20 protein-coding genes are annotated in these 19240 nt (G+C 45.1%); 4 read left to right on the top strand and 16 right to left on the bottom strand.

Going from position 1 to position 19240, the window contains the following annotated elements; genetic code table 11:
* Positions 1-20: 20 nt before the first annotated feature.
* From ACL9RM_RS09430 to ACL9RM_RS09420, 3 genes are all read right to left on the bottom strand, one after another.
* Positions 21-734, bottom strand: a complete 714-nt coding sequence (locus ACL9RM_RS09430) for a GntR family transcriptional regulator (RefSeq protein ID WP_069291086.1) — start codon at positions 732-734, stop codon at positions 21-23.
* A gap of 97 nt (positions 735-831) precedes the next feature.
* Entirely contained in the window at positions 832-1644 is an 813-nt protein-coding gene (locus ACL9RM_RS09425; protein ID WP_348621487.1) for a PfkB family carbohydrate kinase, read from the bottom strand.
* 28 nt (positions 1645-1672) lie between these two features.
* Positions 1673-2641: an SIS domain-containing protein gene (locus tag ACL9RM_RS09420; RefSeq protein ID WP_414126255.1), complete on the bottom strand. Its 969-nt coding sequence runs from the start codon at positions 2639-2641 to the stop codon at positions 1673-1675.
* A 319-nt stretch (positions 2642-2960) separates the two neighbouring features.
* Between ACL9RM_RS09420 and ACL9RM_RS09415 the strand changes: the two genes are divergently transcribed.
* The gene (locus ACL9RM_RS09415) at positions 2961-3593 is read left to right on the top strand and encodes a LysE family transporter (protein ID WP_254327396.1); all 633 of its coding nucleotides are present in this window, start codon (positions 2961-2963) and stop codon (positions 3591-3593) included.
* A 20-nt stretch (positions 3594-3613) separates the two neighbouring features.
* Here ACL9RM_RS09415 and ACL9RM_RS09410 read toward each other — a convergent pair whose 3' ends face one another.
* The 4 genes from ACL9RM_RS09410 to ACL9RM_RS09395 all read right to left on the bottom strand — a co-directional run bounded on the left by ACL9RM_RS09410 (position 3614) and on the right by ACL9RM_RS09395 (position 6355).
* Positions 3614-4954, bottom strand: a complete 1341-nt coding sequence (locus ACL9RM_RS09410; protein ID WP_414126256.1) for an amino acid permease — start codon at positions 4952-4954, stop codon at positions 3614-3616.
* Positions 4955-5200: 246 nt separating this feature from the next.
* On the bottom strand, positions 5201-5500 hold the full coding sequence (locus tag ACL9RM_RS09405; RefSeq protein ID WP_414126257.1) for a spore coat protein: 300 nt from the start codon (positions 5498-5500) through the stop codon (positions 5201-5203).
* A gap of 17 nt (positions 5501-5517) precedes the next feature.
* Positions 5518-5703 carry a hypothetical protein gene (locus ACL9RM_RS09400; RefSeq protein ID WP_029515813.1) on the bottom strand — a complete coding sequence of 62 codons (186 nt, stop codon included), beginning with the start codon at positions 5701-5703 and terminating at the stop codon, positions 5518-5520.
* A 217-nt stretch (positions 5704-5920) separates the two neighbouring features.
* Positions 5921-6355 (bottom strand): hypothetical protein, encoded by a 435-nt coding sequence (locus ACL9RM_RS09395; protein WP_134902329.1) that lies wholly within the window; start codon positions 6353-6355, stop codon positions 5921-5923.
* Between the two features lie 290 nt (positions 6356-6645).
* Between ACL9RM_RS09395 and ACL9RM_RS09390 the strand changes: the two genes are divergently transcribed.
* A complete protein-coding gene (locus ACL9RM_RS09390) occupies positions 6646-7110 on the top strand; it encodes a MarR family winged helix-turn-helix transcriptional regulator (RefSeq protein ID WP_013369372.1) in 465 nt (154 codons plus the stop codon).
* A 176-nt stretch (positions 7111-7286) separates the two neighbouring features.
* Here ACL9RM_RS09390 and ACL9RM_RS09385 read toward each other — a convergent pair whose 3' ends face one another.
* From ACL9RM_RS09385 to ACL9RM_RS09350, 8 genes are all read right to left on the bottom strand, one after another.
* Positions 7287-8879 carry a glycoside hydrolase family 32 protein gene (locus ACL9RM_RS09385; RefSeq protein WP_323873138.1) on the bottom strand — a complete coding sequence of 531 codons (1593 nt, stop codon included), beginning with the start codon at positions 8877-8879 and terminating at the stop codon, positions 7287-7289.
* Positions 8880-8985: 106 nt separating this feature from the next.
* Positions 8986-10485 carry a glycoside hydrolase family 68 protein gene (locus ACL9RM_RS09380; protein WP_323873137.1) on the bottom strand — a complete coding sequence of 500 codons (1500 nt, stop codon included), beginning with the start codon at positions 10483-10485 and terminating at the stop codon, positions 8986-8988.
* A 609-nt stretch (positions 10486-11094) separates the two neighbouring features.
* Positions 11095-12609 carry an MDR family MFS transporter gene (locus tag ACL9RM_RS09375; protein WP_250267428.1) on the bottom strand — a complete coding sequence of 505 codons (1515 nt, stop codon included), beginning with the start codon at positions 12607-12609 and terminating at the stop codon, positions 11095-11097.
* 173 nt (positions 12610-12782) lie between these two features.
* The gene (locus ACL9RM_RS09370; protein ID WP_323873199.1) at positions 12783-14342 is read right to left on the bottom strand and encodes an ABC transporter ATP-binding protein; all 1560 of its coding nucleotides are present in this window, start codon (positions 14340-14342) and stop codon (positions 12783-12785) included.
* A gap of 56 nt (positions 14343-14398) precedes the next feature.
* A complete protein-coding gene (locus ACL9RM_RS09365) occupies positions 14399-14986 on the bottom strand; it encodes an ECF transporter S component (protein WP_235307211.1) in 588 nt (195 codons plus the stop codon).
* Between the two features lie 157 nt (positions 14987-15143).
* The gene (locus ACL9RM_RS09360; RefSeq protein ID WP_250267426.1) at positions 15144-15902 is read right to left on the bottom strand and encodes an energy-coupling factor transporter transmembrane component T family protein; all 759 of its coding nucleotides are present in this window, start codon (positions 15900-15902) and stop codon (positions 15144-15146) included.
* The gene (locus ACL9RM_RS09355; protein ID WP_250267425.1) at positions 15886-16482 is read right to left on the bottom strand and encodes a GNAT family N-acetyltransferase; all 597 of its coding nucleotides are present in this window, start codon (positions 16480-16482) and stop codon (positions 15886-15888) included. The genes ACL9RM_RS09360 and ACL9RM_RS09355 overlap by 17 nt, the downstream gene beginning before the upstream one ends.
* 166 nt (positions 16483-16648) lie before the next feature.
* On the bottom strand, positions 16649-16942 hold the full coding sequence (locus tag ACL9RM_RS09350) for a hypothetical protein (protein WP_061831300.1): 294 nt from the start codon (positions 16940-16942) through the stop codon (positions 16649-16651).
* A gap of 339 nt (positions 16943-17281) precedes the next feature.
* Between ACL9RM_RS09350 and ACL9RM_RS09345 the strand changes: the two genes are divergently transcribed.
* Entirely contained in the window at positions 17282-17761 is a 480-nt protein-coding gene (locus ACL9RM_RS09345) for a GAF domain-containing protein (protein WP_025719270.1), read from the top strand.
* Positions 17762-17851: 90 nt separating this feature from the next.
* Positions 17852-18325 carry a hypothetical protein gene (locus tag ACL9RM_RS09340; RefSeq protein WP_250267424.1) on the top strand — a complete coding sequence of 158 codons (474 nt, stop codon included), beginning with the start codon at positions 17852-17854 and terminating at the stop codon, positions 18323-18325.
* 65 nt (positions 18326-18390) lie between these two features.
* On the opposite strand, the gene ACL9RM_RS09335 is transcribed toward ACL9RM_RS09340, so the two are convergent.
* Complete coding sequence (locus ACL9RM_RS09335) at positions 18391-19155, bottom strand: MerR family transcriptional regulator (protein WP_250267423.1); 765 nt, start codon at positions 19153-19155, stop codon at positions 18391-18393.
* Positions 19156-19240: the final 85 nt, after the last annotated feature.

Raw genomic sequence — 19240 nt, 5'->3', positions numbered from 1 at the left:
TTACATAACAGGCAACGGATTTATATTGAGAATTGATAACGATCTCCAATGATGTACTGTTTACCTACATGAACGGGGCCTCCATGCTGATCATAAATAATCGTGTGCATGTAGAACAACGCCTGTCCGATGGCCGTCTCCAGCAGCTTTGCCTGGTATTCATCCGCCAAAGCGATTTGTAATATCGTCTCTCCTGGTTGGTTAGGATCAATGCTGTATTTATGACGCAACAGTTCGTATACAGAGCCCTCCAACTGCTCTTCCATTAGAAAAGAAAATCGGTCATAAGGATACAAATTATTCTCCAGCATTAGCGGTCGATCACCGGCGTATCTTTTGCGCTGAATATATAACACTTTTTCTCCTTGTGGCAGCTGCAACTGATGTGCAATTTCCTCATCTGCTTCTATGATTTCACGTTCTGTGACCACACTGTGTGAAGATAGGCCGTTGGATTTGCAGGCAGCCGTAAAGCTGATGACATGTTCAATCTTCCGCCCAATTTTGGGTACATTGACAAAGGTACCTTTTCCTTGACGTTTGGTCAGATAACCTTCATGAACCAATTCGGCAATGGCTTTTCTTACGGTAATTCGACTTACATTGTAGGTCTCGCTTAGCTCAGTTTCGGTCGGTATACGGCTTCCCTGCGTAAATGTTCCATTATGAATAGCCGTTTTGACCGCTTTTTGTAATTGAATATATAATGGCTCTGCTTGGTCCGAATTCAACATAATGTGCCCTCACTTGTCATATAACGTTATATTACTCCCACTTAGAGTATCAAATGTTACATATTCTTACAAGTGAAGATATTTGAACATAATTTTTTTAGTAGCGGACGCCGTATCCGAAAGAACCTTCTACCAGACAGCTCTGAGCAGCAACCCTCGAGCCTTCTACCATAGCGTCCTGAATGTTGCCATTTTTCCAAAAGCTCAGTAAAAAGGCGGTTATATAAGAGTCTCCTGCCCCCATCGTATCCACAGCGTCCACGGAATCAGGCATTTGAAAATAGAACTTCGTACCATCATAGGCAATAGATCTATCTCCGCCGCGTGTGGCTAACAGAATTTGCCCCTCTTTTTTTCGATTGGAGCGGATATAGTTCTGCGTCTCTTCATCCGTCATATGGCTGCAAGAGAAGAAAGCGAAATCGGCGTACGCAATATATTTCTCCACCTGTGCATCTATGAAATCATCCGAAAAGTCAAAAGAAAGAGGGATTCCCAGCATCTTCAATTCAGGCAGCAAGTGCCCTGTATGACTGTACAAGCCGGTGTGAATAAGGTCGAACCCGCCAACATAGGCCTTGTCATCTTCACTCAGCTTCAGCGGATGGAGACGTGTAACTCCTCCCTCATTGCTGCCCAGAAATACTCTGTCTCCGTCTTCCAGGGTTACACGTGCGCAGCCGTTCTCACCGCTGTGATATCTGCACCGTGAAATGTCGATTTCCAGCTCACGGAGAATGTGTTCTACATGCTGTGCTTCGTTATCATCTCCGAATACTCCGATAAAGGCTGCATCTACTCCCGCTTTTTTGGCAAACACACTGAAATTAAGCGCATTGCCGCCAGGATACATCATGCGCAGATGAACATATTTATCTACCACATTATCGCCAATGCCTAGAACTTTCATGATGGTTTCCTCCTGTTGGTAAGTGCGCTTAGTAAGCTACTTTGCCCATATAACGGCGAGTTTCCAGTGGGTGATTGCGTACATTTGCGAGTGCTTCACGATAAACACATACAATGCTGTAAAATAAAACCGGGTTAAAAAACTCGACGACCTCGTCGGCAATAGTTCCGATTCCAAGCCCCTTTGCATCAATCACTTCCACTTTCTCGGCATATTGATTCAGGAAAGTCTGTGCCCGCTCATCCAATGCCCGTGTGCGTCCTTCGTTGATCATCAGAATAAATGGAGTTTCTTTATCCGTTACTTCAAACGGTCCGTGGAAAAATTCACCCGAATGGATTGAAGCCGCATGAAGCCATTGCATTTCCATTAGAGAGCAGATAGCAAATCCGTACGCATGTCCATAAGAAGCTCCGCTGGTCAGGATATAGAAGAGGTCTTCATTGCGATATTTGTCAGCGAATACACTGGCACGCGGTTCAACTTGTATTTTTGCCCGGTTAATAATTCCATTGATTGCTCCCAAGCCGTTCTGGAAAGCTTGATAATGCACATAGCCTTCAGCGATTTGAAGCAGCTCAACAGTAAGCTCCAAAATAATAGCCATCGGGTTATTTTTGACATCGCTCTCATCTCCCCACTCGTAGAGGAATGAATAATCAGAATAATTGAGCAGTGTCGCTTCACTATTGTGGGTTAAGCCGATGGTGTAAGCGCCTTTCTCTTTGGCTGATTTAGCAGCTGCAACCGATTCCGGCGTGTTTCCTCCATGGGAACACACGATGACTACAGCGTTTTTACCTAATCGTTTTGGCAGCGCGTGCACAAACTCATTCGCCGTATACATCCCTGCTACCAACTTCTTTGCTTCACTATCCAGAAAATATTTCGAAGGATACATATCGACTAGTGAGCCCCCGCAGGCTACTAAATACACCTCAGAAATCTCTCCACTTGCTTGTTCATAAATCGTCTGAACCGTCTGTTGTACATTCATTTTTACCTCTCCTTTTTATATAACGTTATATAACGTATTGTTTACGAGATAAATATAAGCGCTTTCAATAAAAGTGTCAACCCCAATTATTCGATCAAATAAACTTTTTTTATAACCTGTATTAAAAAAGCTCTAATCCTTGTGTGAACGGAATTAGAGCTCCTTTTTTAGATTTAATTCATCGATAGGTGGTTGGCAATAACGAAGCTACTCCTACAATATACGCACAAAAAATATGGTCTTACAAATGGGTTTGTCCGAATAAACTAAAGTAGACAAAATACATAACATCCAATAAAAAATCAAGGAGGGAGTCACCATTAATACATTTATCAGTTATATTTTTCTTGGTCTGTCACTTTCGGCCCCCATTGGACCGATTAATGCCGCACAGTTGGATCGGGGTATCAAGAATGGTTTTTGGCACGCCTGGTTTATTGGGCTTGGTGCAATAACCGCAGACATTATCTATATGCTACTTGTTTATTTGGGAATGATTCACCTTCTTAATGCTCCGTTTGTCAAAGCTTTTTTATGGCTGTTTGGTTTTTTCGTACTTGTGTATACAGGTATTGAAAGCATCAAAAATGCAGGTGTGATTTCAGAATCCGAATTAAGGGGAAATGGTACTACATTAAGTAACTCATTTATGTCCGGTTTTCTAATGTCATTATTTAATCCCCTCTCCATCCTTTTTTGGCTTGGCATTTACGGATCCATACTCGCAAACGTCGCTAATACATATCCAGTACAACAACTAATGATCTATAGCGGAGCGATTGTATTAGGCGTGTTACTCTGGGATGTGACCATGGCAGCCGCTTCAAGTATTTTCCGGAGGTTCCTAAAAACCGGCTTGCTTAAAACCATCTCTTGGATGTCCGGATTATCTCTTATCGGTTTTGGCTTTTATTTTGGCCTACAAGCATTTCAATTACTTTTTTTACGCTAACGCTTAACTTACTGACAACGTTAATGAGATTCCTTGGCGTGCTTTCGGCGAACCCATTGTACAATGAGGTCACATATTGCAATTAACAAGACAAGCAGTAAGCTGATGTACACTCCCGGGCGGCTAAGTTTATGAAAAAATGATCCGACCACGGCCATAGCTATCAACAACAATCCAATCCAACGTTTAATATTGTTTGATTTGCTCGATTCCAGTAGCTTACCTGAAGACAGCAAAATAAAGCACCAATTATACAACAGCATTAAACCCGCTGCAGTAGTGATATATTCATATACTTTTCCCGGTAGCAGCAACGACATTACGATGGCTGATATTAATCCAACGGAGATCAAACTAAGTGCATAAAGAGGATATTTGCCCTTCCACTTCCGTGAAAACAATGTGGGCGCATCTCCTTCCTGTGCAAGCGTAAGCATCATAGATGTCTCTGCATATAGAGATGCTGTCATCGTTGAGAACCCTGCAATAATAAGCACTCCATTAAATAAATGAGGCACAAAAACCAGATGATCGCTGCTAAGCGCAAGCACAAAAGGACTTTCTTTCGGGTTAAAGGCACTTAATGGCACCATAGACACAGCCAGACCAATTGAAAGCACATACACGGCAACCAGTGTAATCAGCATTACCTTGCCTGCTTTAGGTGCATCCTCCGGTTTTTGAAGCCGATTAGACATAATTCCGAGCACTTCAATACCTCCGTATGCATAAAAGGCAAAAATAAAAGATGACCACAATCCTATGCCCCCAGTCGGAAAAAATTCTTTGTAACTGATGGGGAACTTCGGATTATATTTTCCTCCTCCGATCCAGCCTGCCAAAAGAGCAACGGCCAAGACCAGAAACATAACAATAGCTGCCATCTTAATGATGGCCAGTACATTTTCAACTCGATCAAAACCCTTATTGCCAAAAAAAACAATCACAAGCCCTAAAATCCCGAAGCCTGCTGCAAATATCCACATCGGTACCTGAGGAAACCAAAAGCGTGAGAATATAGATAGCGCGGTTAGTTGACTCCCATTGATAAGTAATTCTGAGAACCAATACACCCATCCACTGCCGAATCCTGCCCAACTTCCAAATGCTTTTTGGGCATAGGAACGGAAAGAACCCTGTTCAGGATGATCTGCCGTCATGCGCGAAAGGGCATCAAACACCACATATGTTCCCACTGCTGCAAAAAAGTATGCAATCAGCACGGCTGGACCACCTATGGAGATCGCTAAGCCAGACCCTAGGAAATATCCTGTACCAATGGTACCTGCAACTCCTAATAAGCTAAGTTGCCACCATTTTAGTTTTTGATCTTTTTGCTTAACAGCTGAAGACTTGCCCATAATGAAAATCACCCTATTCCTGATATTGAGACCTAGTTCTCCGATATTATGATTGCCTTCTTCACCATATTTCATGTGGACAGCAATTCATTTCGTTATTTGTGATTTCTGGATTAAAAGTGTGACTATTTATGTAATAAAAAAGCACCAGCAAACTCGTTTAAGGTTTGCTGATGCTTTTTCTACATAAAACCAGAGACTTCATTTGGGACTAAATAGATCTTTTGTTGCGTTAATTATTAATTATCAAAATTTAGACATAGAAAGTGCCTTGTCCGCATTTTGGATATCCATTTGAATTTGCTGCTCTGGATCATAAGCATTATAGTAACCATTGTTCTTCATATAATTAAAAATTTGTTCATGAAGATTAACAGCTTTGCTCAATTGGTCACAAAGAACATTGCGAACTTCCGAGTTGGTTGACTCTGTCAGGGCAATTGCATAGCTTTTAATTCCACTTTTAGCCGAAATCAACAGGTCAGAAGCGATCACCTGATCCGTCATTCCGCCCATTCCAGTCATGTTCTGAACAATAGAATTCACGTTAATCCTCCTTTAAATTACACGAGCAGATTTCTAAGCTGTTGAATATCTTGTGTGCCACCGTTAACATCCTGCTGCAAAATGTTTTTTAAATTTGTGTCTGATACTAAAGGAATCATGGTTTGGGCTTTTGTCAGGCAAGTTGTTTTAAACGTAAGTAGCTCATGTAATTCCAATTTTTCGTGAACTCCTAATTTTTGCAAGGTCAAGACCTCCTTTCTGAAATTGTTATTCCCTGCTGTCGTTGTTATTTATGCATATCCTATAGAATTTCAATTCTGGTGAAAGCTCTAACTGAGTTTTTCTCACACAAAAAAAGCTCCTTCAAAGCCACAATAATTAATGGTCTTATAGGAGCTTTATCCTAATATGAGCTGAACAGTGAAGACTCAAATTCTAATCATGACTTTTAGGACAAAATCAGATATGGATGCTTCCAGAAAATCCATCCACTTCGTCTTCAGGTTGTTGATCAGAGCTGACGTTGTGCTCCTCCATCGTATTAGTGTACGTTTGAGAGGAGCCATTTTTATAAGCTTCGCTCCAGTCTTCGTTGATTGTGTGTGCCGGGATAATCCAATCTTCCGGGCTATAACCTGGATTATGTACACCTATATTTCCTTGCAAACCGGGATATTCATCCGGTTTAGAGAAAAGAGTCCCTACCTCAATCATGCTTCCTTCATAGGCTTGGCAAATTTCCAATGCAGACAGCACATCCTGGTTCTCAATATGAACACTGAGACCTGTGTCACCATTTGTGCTGGCGGAATATCCAATTTCCTTTAATGTTTCACAGGCTTGGGCGGCTTGCTGCGGATCACGAAATTGAAAACGGAAAGAACCTGTATCCATGTGTTTCATCTCCTCTGAAGTAGCTTATTTGGTTAATTGGGGTTCATCAAGCTAGGTATGTTATTTTTAATATAACCAACCGGAACAGTATTTTTACATTCAAAACCTTTATTTTTCAAAAATTTACTTTAAAGCTTTGAAATTAAATAGTTAAAAAAGCAGCTACTGTGACAAATCGCATGTTTTCGCTACGTAAATCCCTTTATGCTAGTAACAAGGGTATGGTTGCCCGGTCATCCGAGCCGAGCGGTCAAAGGATGCCCAAATCCATACATAAAGGCGGAATGAAGATGATAGATTACCGAACATTGGTGACACAGCAATCCATGCATTTGTATAGCGTGTTTGCCAAGTCATTCAAAAGTGTAAACGAGCATGCGGTTGCTGGCATCAAAACGGTGGGCTTCAACCCAACGGCCTTCGCCGTGATGGAAGTTTTATATCACAAGGGCGCGCAGCCAATCCAACAAATTGGAGCAAAGTTGCTTCTGCAAAGCGGAAATGTCACTTATGTTATCGACAAACTGGAAAGCCGCGGTTATTTGCACCGTCACCCGTGCGACCAAGATCGTCGGATTATATATGCAGAATTGACGGACGAAGGACAACGTGTCATGGACGAAATTTATCCTGATTATACACGTCAGATTGAACGTGCCTTTAGCGGAATCAGTGAAACTGAAAGAGATCAACTCATCGGCTTGCTCAAAAAATTGGGCCGTAGCGCTGATAACTTGTCACCTTATCACAAATAGAATGAATAGTAATTTTAGCAACTAATCGTTTGTGAATAAACGAACAATCTTATAGCTGTGCTAAAACGAAAATTTAGATTTACACAGAAAAGTCCACCCTTATATTCATGGGTGGACTTTTTATATACCTGGATAGAGCGAAATATGCCTAAGCTTACGAACAGCATAAGTACCTGCTATCGGCTAAAATGTTTGATCACTACATTGTTAAACACAGCCGGACCGCCATCGGAAAAAAGAGTAATTTTCTGATCCTCTAACCGTGGAAATATTAAAGAGGAATAAGCTACTTCTCCACCATCTACAAACACTTCAATGCTGGTTTTATCGACGAGAATGTTCAGGTGGACCTTTTTCTTATTAGCATCAAAAGGCGCCTTGCTCTCCACATATTTTCCACTCTGATCCGGCTGCCCGGTGTTGGCTCTATTTACGTAGGAGTATTGACTGTCTACTGAGACACCCACATCGACATGACGCTTACCATCCGTCGACTCTCGAAGCCTCAATCCTACATTTTTAATCGTGGACCAAGATACATCCGCCTCTAACTGATAGGCATCGCCTGAAACCGGAAGCCGGTGAGCACCCTCTACTTTAATCGTTCCTAATGATTTTTTGGATGTTTGGAATCGCTCCAAATGGGGTACCGGCTGTGAAACCAAACGATATCCAGCATCTGCCGTAACTTTTAGTCGAATTTGGCGAACAATCGAATCCATTCCATTAAAGCCTTCCTTTAGGGTAGGCGTGTTATTGGCATAATCCCAATTATTCATCCAGGCCAGAGCATAACGGTGACTATATTTATCTTTATCTTTTCCTTCCTCGAACGTAACTGCACCATACCAGTCAAACCCATAATCCAGCCACTCAGGTTCACTGTGATTAGGGAGAAATGCTTCTCCATTAAAATCTCCCGTCCAATAGGCATACGTGTTGGGTCCGCCTGTTGATTTGCTATTGGCGCTCACACCCAGAATCCATTGATAGGTTCCATTATCCGCACGCATCCGGTAAAGGTCAGGACATTCCACAAGCCCAATATTTTCCGTTTGAAAGCCGCTCGTATACCGCCAATTCTTTAAATTATCAGACTCATAAAAGCCAATCTTCGTTCCCTCTGCCATGACCATCACCCATTGATTACGTTGAGTATCTCGGATGATTTTGGGATCTCTGAAGTCCTTTGTACCGGGGTTGGACATCACAGGCTTGTTGCGGTAAGAAGTAAACGTCTTGCCTTTGTCCTTACTGTACCACAAAAATTGTTCCTGCTTTCCGCCATCTGCGGAGGGCTGTGTCACAATGGCTACCAGCGTGCCTTTTCCAAAACCTGCGGTATTATTATCATCGATCACGACCGAACCGGACCAAGGATCTCCATTCGGGTTCGTATATTTTGGAATCGCCACCCCTTCATCTTTCCAATGAACCAGATCGGTGGATGTGGCATGTCGCCATTCTGTACCGTTCTTTTTGGGATAATCACGATTATATAAATAGTAATAATGATATTTTCCATCCATATAAATAGGCCGTTGAGGATCATTCTTCCACTTATCCGGAACGGTAAAATGATAGGCTGACCGGTAGGTCGGTGTTGTTTGCTTACTTTGATTCGCTTGATTTTTTGGAGTTGCAGCAGATTTTTGGGGTTTGCCTGCATCCTGTTGGTACATACTCCAACCCATAGCTATAAATATAGTTAAGCCTGTGATGATTACAACGGATCGTATCCAAATATTCTTGGGAGCTTTTTTTCTCATTATGACGATCCTCCTTACCTCTCATTGCATCGTTATGTATCGTCCGATGGACGACAGATCGGGTTGCTACCAAGCCGCCGCCTTCGGACATACTGCTTATACCTACTTATTTCTTCCCATACTCATTTGGAGATTCTTTTTTGTCATTCGTTGGATCAACCGTGATTTGCCCTTGCTCCAAAATACCGTCTTTCACAACAGACGTTTTCGAGCCTTTAATATTCAGCAGGAAGCTTGGCGCGAAAGTAGATTTGTGATCCGGGAAAAGCCCACGATTGGTCATATAACTCGACACGACTACGTTATTGCCTTTGCCTTGCGGGATAGCAAAATGGGCATACGTCCAGGTAACATCATCACGATCCAGATCCTGGTGAAGAACGAGACCGGTTCCATTCAGCGGTTTATAAGGCCCTGTCAAGGAAGTAGAAACATAACCCAGCATGTAAATATCATCGTCACCGATCGCATCTACAGTCACCTTGGAACCTCTTGTACTCGTAAATAAATACCACAAACCGTTCATTTTAAACACATTCGCCCGTTCAATTTCATCTGTTACCAGATTGGATGCAATCAAAGGAGGCATTACATTTTTCAACGTATAATCATCATTCAATTCAACGATACCCAGTGCGCCGTTCGCCAGCTCAGCTCCCTTTTTCTTAGGACTTTGCAGCAGGTTTTGTTGCTCTTCCGTGAAAAATTTCTTATTGCCGCCATAATAAGCTGGGTTTTGAATCGAATCTTCGCCCTGATAGCCTGTTTCTGTCCCTGTGTTGGCTTCAAATATAATATATTTGTGGCCTTGATCCTCGACATAGTGAGGGTCTCTAAAGGTATGATTATCCATATCCACTCCGACGCTTTGCTGTACATTTTGATAGATTTTCCCATCTCCACCGTCATAGATCGATTTCAAATCCTCGACTCCATCTACTTTCAGTGTCTTATCATCAGGCTGAGAGACATTAATTTGAGCCGTGCTCAAGGTTTGCTTGCCGTATAATTTGTTATTCGGATCATACGGCTGTCTGCTGGTATAGAATAAACGTAATTGTCCATCAGAGGTTAAGGTAGCTGAACCTGACCATTCTTCTGACTGATTTTTTAGAATCGGATCGTTGGCAAGCAGTTTATCATTGTCTTTAAATACTCTGCCAGCGTTTTTCCAGCCGCTCAGTGAAGTATTGCCCGCTTTTTGATAGAACAAGTATATGAATGTATCCTCGCCTCTTTTAGGATCGCCTGCCAGTCCAAAAACGATATTGTACCCCTTGTAATTGGCTACTGTGCCATCGGCATTTTGTAACGGCCAAGAGTCCCAGACATCGAAATCAATCAGCTTGCCTGAGCTGTCGCGACCCATAGCAGAAGGAATATTCTTAATTGTAGACGCATCGAAGGACGGAACCTCATATTTCTCTTTGCCTTGCTGTTTGAAAATATTCAGCATGTCATTACGCGTAATTTGCGTAAATGCATTGTCTGTTTTGAGATCAGATGCATCATTTTCCTCGGCAAAAGCCTGAACGCCGCCTCCTAACAGCAAGGTAGTTGCTACTGTTGCAGTGGCTGCTTTACTGAACCATTTGTTAAACTTCAAGTACTCCATCTCCCTTAATCTAATTATGCTTCTAGATTTGAAACCCAACTTTTTGGTTGGTAGGGCCATTTTATATGGTATGTCAAACGATTGATATAGACTGAAAAGCCCTATTATGTGAGGTAAGAAAACAGGTTCCTCTATGAATTTCATCCTCATATTTTCCTAGTAATTTTCTGAAAATTCCTTTTTTTTCATTCCTATTACATTCAGAAATATTTGCTACTTGATTTTTTTCCGTGTCCCATTTTGCTAGGTTGGTTGCTTCATTTACATGCAAAATCGTTCTAAAATTAATCATACAAAGCCCGATTTGTAAGCGGGTTCAAAAAAATGGTTCCTTAGTACCCTACAGCTCAATTCAGAAACACATTTTTTGTTACAATTTCTTAAGACTTTTTTACCATTTTGTTACCTATACCCTATGAATATATAGCAACTCTAGGGGAATTTTATCTCCTTTTTGTATACTGGGGAATTTATCGGTCCTATACGAGGTGGCTATTTTGCTGAATCAGTAGGAGGAGAGACCATTGCATAAAGAGACAGCCCGGACCCTTATTTGGTGTACCGGACTGTCTCTTTATCATGAAAGATTTATATTATTTTTTATGCGTGTTCTCTTTGTGGTGTCTTTACGCGCTGATCTGCCTCTTCTTCCGTACCCGGCGGACGGTTCCGCAGTCCGAGGACGACAAACCAGCTAATAACTGCAATAACGACCATGATAACGAACAGGGAATGCAGACTGTTTTCCAGTACAGAACGAAGTAATCCGGCAACCTTGTCACTTAGACTTTGTGAAGCATGCGGGGCCAGCAGACCATTAATATCCTCCTGCGTAACCCCTTGCTGAGTTAGCTGTCCATCGGCTGTCTGGGCAGCGATGCGATAGTTCAGCCATGAGCCGAAGGCTGCAACCCCAATCGTTTGCCCCAACGTGCGCAGGAATGTATTCAAAGCTGTAGAGGCGCCACGCAGCTGGAACCCGACCGAGGACTGGGCAATAATCGTAAACACAGTTATCGAGAAGCCGAATCCCAGTCCATACAACAATGTAGACAGGAACAGCAGCCAGATCGGAGCCGTTTGGCCCATCAAGGTCATGACGAAAGCCCCCAATACAATCAGGGTCAGCCCAATCAAAGAGGTTCGACGCGAGCCCAGGGTCAGCAAAATGCGTCCTCCGATCATGGAGCCAAATAGCCAGCCTACGGACATTGGAGCCAGCGCGAGACCAGATGAAGCGGCATCTCCACCGTGTACACCTTGAATCCATAGTGGAAGATAGCTAGTCAGTCCGATCAATAGAGTGCTGACTAACAGTGCTGCGGCACAGGAAAAAGCAATATCCCGTATCCAAAATAGCTTTAGTGGCACCATCGGTTCCTGAGCGCGTTTTTCAATAACCAAAAACAGAATCAGGAACAAAATGGCTACGGCAGCCAAGGCCAGCAATTCAGGAGAAGCCCAGCCGATATACTGCCCACCCAGTGCCAATACGAGCAAGAGGGCCGTCATCCCGATGGTAAAGGTAACCGCTCCCGGCACGTCAATACGTGCGGTACGCTTGCTTACCTGTTCCCGCAAGTAACGGGCGATGAAGAACATAGCCAGCAATCCAAAGGGGACGTTAAAGCCGAAAATCCACTCCCAGCCAAAATAGGTAACCACATAACCGCCCAAGAGAGGCCCGATCAAGGAAGAAATTCCCCATACGGAGCTGATCATGCCTTGGACTTTGCCGCGTTCCTCCATTTTGTATATATCACCGATGATGGTAAAGGTAACGGGAATGACACCACCCGCACCAATCCCTTGTATAGCCCGGTAGATAATAAGCTGCTCCATACTACCAGCCATCATACAAAGCAACGAGCCAAGTACGAACAACGAACAGCCGATTAAAAAAATGGGTTTTCGGCCAAACAAATCGCTAAGCTTGCCGAAAATGGGCGTGGTCACAGCCATCGTCAGCAAATATGCCGTGAAAATCCAACTGAGCAATTTCACGCTACCCAGCTCGCTAACAATCGTCGGTCCCGCTGGACCGATAACCGTTCCTTCAATTGCGGCCAGAAAAGTGGCCAATAGAACACCTGTCAGCACGAGTTTGCGCTTCATGGGTTTATCGTTTCCCAAGCAAATCACAAATCCTTCCCTTATAAAAACTGTGTTGTATCTGTGCGGTTTGCCTTTCCAGAATGGATTATTACCCGCCCCGCATAATCGTAAACAGGCGGCCTATATAGGCCGCCTGTTTTGTACGATGTATATATATTATTGTCTACATATCGTTAATTTTTGTCAACTATAATCGTATGATTAATCTCACTATTTTCCATTTTATAGAGATGGCCCTCTTCCATGCACAGAACATCGCTGGCAAAGCTTTCAGCTACCTGCATATCGTGGGTGATGACCAGAAAAGCCGCACCTTCGGCAGACTGCTCTGTGCACATACGGAGCAGAATATTCGCTCCTTCGTAATCCGTTCCTGCGGTAGGCTCATCCAAAATGTATAGCTTTTTGGGCAAGATGAACTGTGCCGCAACGCTCAAGAGCCTTTTTTCGCCTCCACTTAGCAGGTACGGGGAGGCATCCAGTCTGTGCTCCAGCCTGGCGGAAGCCAGTAAGCGCTGCGCCCGTTCCACATATGCGGCGGGAACCGGCTCCCCGGTCCGTAAACCAAGCTTGGCGCGCACGCTGTACAAGCATTCCTCCCACACCGTTGCAGCTGCAAACTGATGCTCTGGCTGCTGGAACACATAGCCGATTCCGGCAGCCAGCTGATGAATTGGCAGCTTCGCCATATCCAGCCCCTCCCACCGCATGCACCCCTTCTGTGCTGGGAGTAGACCCATGAGCAGCTTGCCGAGCGTGGTTTTACCCGAGCCGTTCTCACCCAGCAGCACGGCTCGTTCACCGGGCGCAAGAGCTAGGCTCACGCCCTTTAGCGCTGACCGCTGGCTGCCAGGATAGGTGAAGGTCAATCCCTTCACCTCCAACAACGGCTGCCCAGCGCGGTCCGCTGCTGAGCCGGGATTCACCCCCGGCTCACGCCGCATGTCTCCCCTCCCTGCGGAAGAGGGGAGCAGCCCCAAGGCGGCCAGCTGCGCACCATGTTCGCGCAGCAGCGTTTCGGGCGGACCCTGCATCTGCACGGTCCCGCCCTTCAAGACGATGACGCGCTGTGCTGCCCGCGCGCCATCGTCTATGCGGCCGGACGCGGTAACTACCGTCCGACCTTCGGCATGGAGCCGCCGACATAGCAGGGCGAAGTCGTGTACAGCTGGCGGGTCCAACTGCGCAGCTGCGTCGTCGAACACGACCAGCGGCGCTTCCAACGCCAGTACCGCAGCAATCGCGGTGCGTTGGCGCTGGCCTCCCGAGAGGCGCCGCACGAAGGAGTCGCGCTCGGGAGCTAGGCCGACGGCCTCCAGCGCAGCGGCAATGCGCTGCGCTATTTCTGCCGGAGGCACGCGCAGGTTCTCCGGCCCAAAAGCAATCTCGTCTTCGACGATTCCCTGCACCAGCTGGGCATCCGGGTCCTGAAGCACGACGCCGACAGTGGTGGCGACAGTAGCCAAATCAGCGGTATCGGGGTCCATCCCGTACACGGTCAGCTCCCCCGTCCGTTCGCCTTCACCGGAACGGGACAACCCGCCATGAAGCAGTTGACATAGCGTAGACTTTCCACTTCCGCTAGCTCCGACAATGGCTACATGCTCGCCCACCGCAATGTCCAGTGTCAGACCATGTAACGCTGGCTCCACCTGGTCATCATACCGATAGCCAAAATTCTTCAAGGATATGGCTATTTTACTGCTAGAGTTATAATCGCTATGTTCATTCATAACTGAAATATCCTCGATCCCCATTGTTGAAGATATAACCACATGTATAGCCACGGCTATGCACGTGAAGCGCGTCCCAGTTCAAAACGTTTTAACAGTCCCGTACGATTTAAAGCATCACCCAACACTTTCGTCAGCAGACCGCACAGGACAATGCCGCTCAGGATACGAACGACCAGTGCAATCGTCAGCACCTTCCAGCCCCAATGCATATAGCCAAACATATTGGCTGCGACAATAAACCACAGCGGAACCATAGCCCCACCCACTAGCATCAGCGAAACTGCGTTCCAGCGTCGATACCGCAACAAGGCAAATACCAACTCAGCCGCAATCATATAGCAGACAGCCGCCGCGATAATAGAAGCAATTCCATAGGCAGAGCCCATAAAGGATTGCACCACCGCGCCAAATGCATAAGCAATAACCGCCGTACCCGGCTTACGAATAATATAATAAGCCAACAAGCCGTATATCATGTACAGCCCGACAATAGAGGAAGTTGCGATAGGCCCTCCCAGACTGTTTAATGTTTTGTTAATGAGCGACAAATACACGGTCATGACGCCGTTCAACGTGGCCAGCATCGCCATGAGTACGATATCCAGCGTTGTAAACTTTGCAAACATACGAGATTCCTTCATATGTATTTCTTGACTCCTCTCCCTATCTAATCTATAAGATTACAGCTCTGTTCCTTGTACAAGCTGCTACTGTATAAATGTATTCATCTGCGCCCTTATTGTCAACCTAATTATATTTAACAGGTTGACAATAAGGCCAAAAATAAGAGGCTTCACTTTATAAGCTCCACCATAAAACAGCCGTAGCTAATATAGCAGTCACCGCACATAAGTTGCCTAAACGCCCATTGTTCAGTCTACGAAGATATGTCCGTTCTGCATAAGCACCGAAACCTTTGCCCTCCATAGCCAGCGCCGTCTGCTGAACCCGTCTTACAGCATTCACCAACACGGCAGCCGCATACCCGCTCCACCATGATAACCGATTGCTCCACCCTCGTGGTGGTTCCTGTCCACGAACACGCCGTGCTGCCATAATTGTTCTCCCTTCTTCTTCCAATAAGGGGAGAAACGTCAATGCCACCGAAATACCGAACGCAAACCGATAAGGAACACGCAAGCGCAGATTCAATGCCTGCACAAAATCTCGGGGATCGGTCGTCGAGAGATAGATATAAGATGCCAAAAACAACACAAAAATCCGCAACGTTAACGCCCCTGCGATGTCCAGCCCCTCTGCTGTAATGACAATGGGTCCCCATGCAGCCACGGTATGTCCTTCTCGAATCGCTAGGATAGACAATATAAAATACGGAATACCTAAACCAATCAGGAACGACATAGCCCGAAGTTGGCGCGCTAAGGGCAAACATGCGCCCAAGCCAGCCACAGCAATCAGTACAGCCAAGAGTGCTGCTTCCCGCAGCGTCGAATCCCAAGCCATCGACAGGAGGCTAAAACATCCCACCCATATTAGCTTACTTAACGGCCCTAACCTGTGCAGCGGCGACGAACCGCCGTTATACTGAAACAGCATTTCGTTGTGCCTCCAGTCTGAGCCATTCTTCATGCAGTAAAGAATACATCAGCATATCCTTAAAGCCTGTAGATGTATGCTGTACCTGCCGCAACAGTCCTTCCTGTGTCCAGGCCATCGAGGACAGCAGGGCTTGCGAGCCTGTATTGCGCGGGTCCACCAGCGCTTCGATCCGATTCAACCGAATCGTGTTATACCCGAATGACAGTACCAAGCGTAGCGCCTCGGTCATGTAACCCTGTCGCCAATAAGGCTTGGCTATTTCATAACCAATCTCGGCTTTATAAGCTCCCTCCGTCTGCCAATAATTAAATCCACAGCTTCCAATCAATTTCCCGTTCTCCTTCAGCTCTATTCCCCAGCGCAGCGCATCCTCCGTCTTCGCCAGCTCATTCAACAGCTCAATCATATCCTCTGCGTCCTCACGTACTGACATACCAGAAAGGTTCATATAACGGTGAACCTCCGGGTCAGACCAGCAAGCGAACATTGTAGCCGCATCCCCGCTTTCCATCCTTCGCAGCCGAAGACGCGCACTTTCCAGCAGTGGTATATGCCCCTTACATGCATATGCACACATGTTCAATCATCCTTCCAGCATTAAAATGACAATAAATATACGCTACATTTAAGCATACACCTTCAACAAACACAACCTTATTTAAAGCTGCGAAGCTTATATATATAAATAGCCCTCCTGTTCCTAGGATTAGGAATTAGAAGGGCATCTTCTATATTATAAGAGATTAAACTGTGGTGCGAGTCGGTTTCTTCACAACATCCTTGTACAGTACGCCCAGCATCGACTGAATTTCCTGTAATTCATCGATCCCTGCGCCGGTAATGCTGAACATATCATCATGCGGTGTCAGAAAGTTTTCCTGCGTCAGGTTTTCAAGCTCCTGCTTGACCTCACGTTCTCCTACACGGTAACCGCGCTCTTCCAACACAGGTTGAATATCTCTTACCGTGAGATCGTTCTGATGTGCATAAGAAAGCATCTGTATACGGATAAACAAGTTCTGAACATCTGCATGCATAATTGTAACTCCTCCCTGGCCTAGGCCACCATGTTACACTGTTTTTACCCATAGAGGATAAGCTGGAAACAGATGAGGGCAACCCTCGCTGAATTACTTTCTATATTGTTTGTCCCGCTAAAACATATAGCTTTCCCTTTCCAAAATGATTCTGTACAGAGGTTAGAGTACGGAGTGTACGAAAAGGTTACAGAGTGATTTTCCACTTGACTGAATATATACAATCGTTATATCTTGAATTAATTAACCAATGGTAAAAGCGAATTGGATAATTACCTATTTTTTACGATATATACAACACTTAATGTAAAAATTTAATGTTAGGAGCGTGAACCCTACATGTTTCAAGCTATTCCTTACGAAGGCACACGTCATGAACAATTCGAATCGGTTCTCGGACAACTCCGGGCACTTATTCATGATGAATCCAATACCATTGCCAATCTGGCAAATGCTTCAGCATTACTTGGTCATTTCCTTCCTGATATTAATTGGAGCGGTTTCTATCTTTATGATGGCACTGAGCTTGTACTTGGTCCTTTCCAGGGCTTACCTGCATGTATACGGATTCCATTAGGACGTGGCGTATGCGGTACCGCAGCAGCAGAACAACGGACGCTTGTTATAGATGATGTACATGCGTTTCCAGGACATATTGCCTGTGACGCTGCTTCCAATAGTGAAATCGTTATTCCCCTTGTCAAGAATGGGGAACTGATTGGAGTGCTGGACATTGACAGCCCACTAAAAGGCCGCTTTGATCACGAAGATCGTGTATTCCTAGAGGAATTTACGGCTATTCTGGTAGCCAGCCTATAACCAAAAATAGCGCATATATATCGTCTTCCTTCGCCACAATATAGGAGGGTCTGAAACCCAAAACTATCCGGCGAAGGAGATTGATGATTCATGTACAACAACATGGCTCCACAACAACAACTTCATCAATGTGAACAAATCATGCAGCAATTGGTACAACAAACACAGCAAGGAACTGCTATGTATCAGCAGTTGCTGCAACAGGAACAACAAAATGCATCCAGTCTTGAAAGCCTGGTGCAACGTGAACGAAGCGCAGCTCAAATGATCCAAACTGCAATTCAGCATCACCAGCAGGCTATGCAGCAATACCAGCAAGTGATTCAACTGTGTAGTCAGTTGGAAAACTCCATCCGTTCCAGCAATCAAATGACTCAGCCTGGATTTGGCGATAGCTTTGCTTCCCGCAGTATGCAACCAACCTCCTTTAATACAGGAAGCCACATGAATCACAGCTTTCCGCAACATATGGGAACGACTGGACAGCATTTCGCAAGCAGTGGCATGCAACATTACGGAAACAACAGTCAGCAAGGCATGAGAACAGCACAAAGCAGCATGTAAGCTGCTTTATACACAAAAAGGGTGAACAGCAGGCCATCGGAATTGGCTTGTTGTTCACCCCTTTGTTAATTTAATTCCCGTTCGGCTAAAACCTTCATCCCGTCTCGCAAATACTCAGCCAGTCCAGTGCGATAGCCTTCATACATTTTATTGAAATCCTCATGCTCTACATACAAGTCTCCCAGCCCGCTATAAATCTCTGCTGTAGGGGTATAGAATCGGCTTACCCATTGAAGATGACGGCGGATTAGCGCCTGTACCTCTTCACTGTTATGCTTCAATCCTTTATTCATGGCTTCTGCCAGCCGCCGATGAATCTGATCAGCCTCTGCCTGCGAATCCAAATAATCCTCTTTGCTCCAGTTCTTCGTCGCCGTCTTGCTCTCCTGAATTGTTTCCTGAGCCTCTTGACCATAACGGTCTGTCAAATCACGTTCATACATTTCCTGCTTTTCCGGATTAAATCCTTGGTACATGTGCTCTGGTTTCATTGCTTGTTCCCCTTTCAAATGAGCCACCGTTTCGTCGATGGTCTGTAGGAGAGTATGCAAGCGGAAGACTTTGGCCTCAACCTTGGCTCGATGCTCCTGCAAAACCTCGGCCTTTTGTTCCTTGGTTTGCTCCAGCACATTTCCAATTTCAGATAAAGGCAAATCCAGTTCCCTGTACACCATGATTTGCTGAAGCCTCAACAGTTGTTCCTGTTCGTAATAGCGATATCCATTATTTCCAATATGATGCGGTTTCAGCAATCCGATTTCATCATAATAATGCAATGTTCGTACGCTGATTCCCGACAGATTAGATACTTCCTTCACCGTATAAGCCATTCCGCTTCACCTCCCTTGCTTGACAGTCTACAGTCTCACGTGGCGTGAGAGTCAACGCCCCCACTTGCCCACCTTGGTACTACAC

Origin of the sequence: Paenibacillus sp. S29 (genome assembly GCF_049319765.1) — a bacterium.
GTDB lineage: Bacteria > Bacillota > Bacilli > Paenibacillales > Paenibacillaceae > Paenibacillus > Paenibacillus polymyxa_B.
This window is presented reverse-complemented; position numbering and strand designations above follow the sequence as displayed.

Bases quoted from the DNA above. Each gene is read 5' to 3' on its own strand.
- ACL9RM_RS09430 (WP_069291086.1), bottom strand. From the start codon at position 734: ATGTTGAATTCGGACCAAGCAGAGCCATTATATATTCAATTACAAAAA.
- ACL9RM_RS09385 (WP_323873138.1), bottom strand. From the start codon at position 8,879: ATGAGAAAAAAAGCTCCCAAGAATATTTGGATACGATCCGTTGTAATC.
- ACL9RM_RS09390 (WP_013369372.1), top strand. From the start codon at position 6,646: ATGATAGATTACCGAACATTGGTGACACAGCAATCCATGCATTTGTAT.
- ACL9RM_RS09425 (WP_348621487.1), bottom strand. From the start codon at position 1,644: ATGAAAGTTCTAGGCATTGGCGATAATGTGGTAGATAAATATGTTCAT.
- ACL9RM_RS09335 (WP_250267423.1), bottom strand. From the start codon at position 19,155: ATGGCTTATACGGTGAAGGAAGTATCTAATCTGTCGGGAATCAGCGTA.
- ACL9RM_RS09350 (WP_061831300.1), bottom strand. From the start codon at position 16,942: ATGCATGCAGATGTTCAGAACTTGTTTATCCGTATACAGATGCTTTCT.
- ACL9RM_RS09365 (WP_235307211.1), bottom strand. From the start codon at position 14,986: ATGAAGGAATCTCGTATGTTTGCAAAGTTTACAACGCTGGATATCGTA.
- ACL9RM_RS09345 (WP_025719270.1), top strand. From the start codon at position 17,282: ATGTTTCAAGCTATTCCTTACGAAGGCACACGTCATGAACAATTCGAA.
- ACL9RM_RS09375 (WP_250267428.1), bottom strand. From the start codon at position 12,609: ATGAAGCGCAAACTCGTGCTGACAGGTGTTCTATTGGCCACTTTTCTG.
- ACL9RM_RS09395 (WP_134902329.1), bottom strand. From the start codon at position 6,355: ATGGATACAGGTTCTTTCCGTTTTCAATTTCGTGATCCGCAGCAAGCC.
- ACL9RM_RS09355 (WP_250267425.1), bottom strand. From the start codon at position 16,482: ATGTGTGCATATGCATGTAAGGGGCATATACCACTGCTGGAAAGTGCG.
- ACL9RM_RS09410 (WP_414126256.1), bottom strand. From the start codon at position 4,954: ATGGGCAAGTCTTCAGCTGTTAAGCAAAAAGATCAAAAACTAAAATGG.
- ACL9RM_RS09360 (WP_250267426.1), bottom strand. From the start codon at position 15,902: ATGCTGTTTCAGTATAACGGCGGTTCGTCGCCGCTGCACAGGTTAGGG.
- ACL9RM_RS09340 (WP_250267424.1), top strand. From the start codon at position 17,852: ATGTACAACAACATGGCTCCACAACAACAACTTCATCAATGTGAACAA.
- ACL9RM_RS09420 (WP_414126255.1), bottom strand. From the start codon at position 2,641: ATGAATGTACAACAGACGGTTCAGACGATTTATGAACAAGCAAGTGGA.
- ACL9RM_RS09370 (WP_323873199.1), bottom strand. From the start codon at position 14,342: ATGAATGAACATAGCGATTATAACTCTAGCAGTAAAATAGCCATATCC.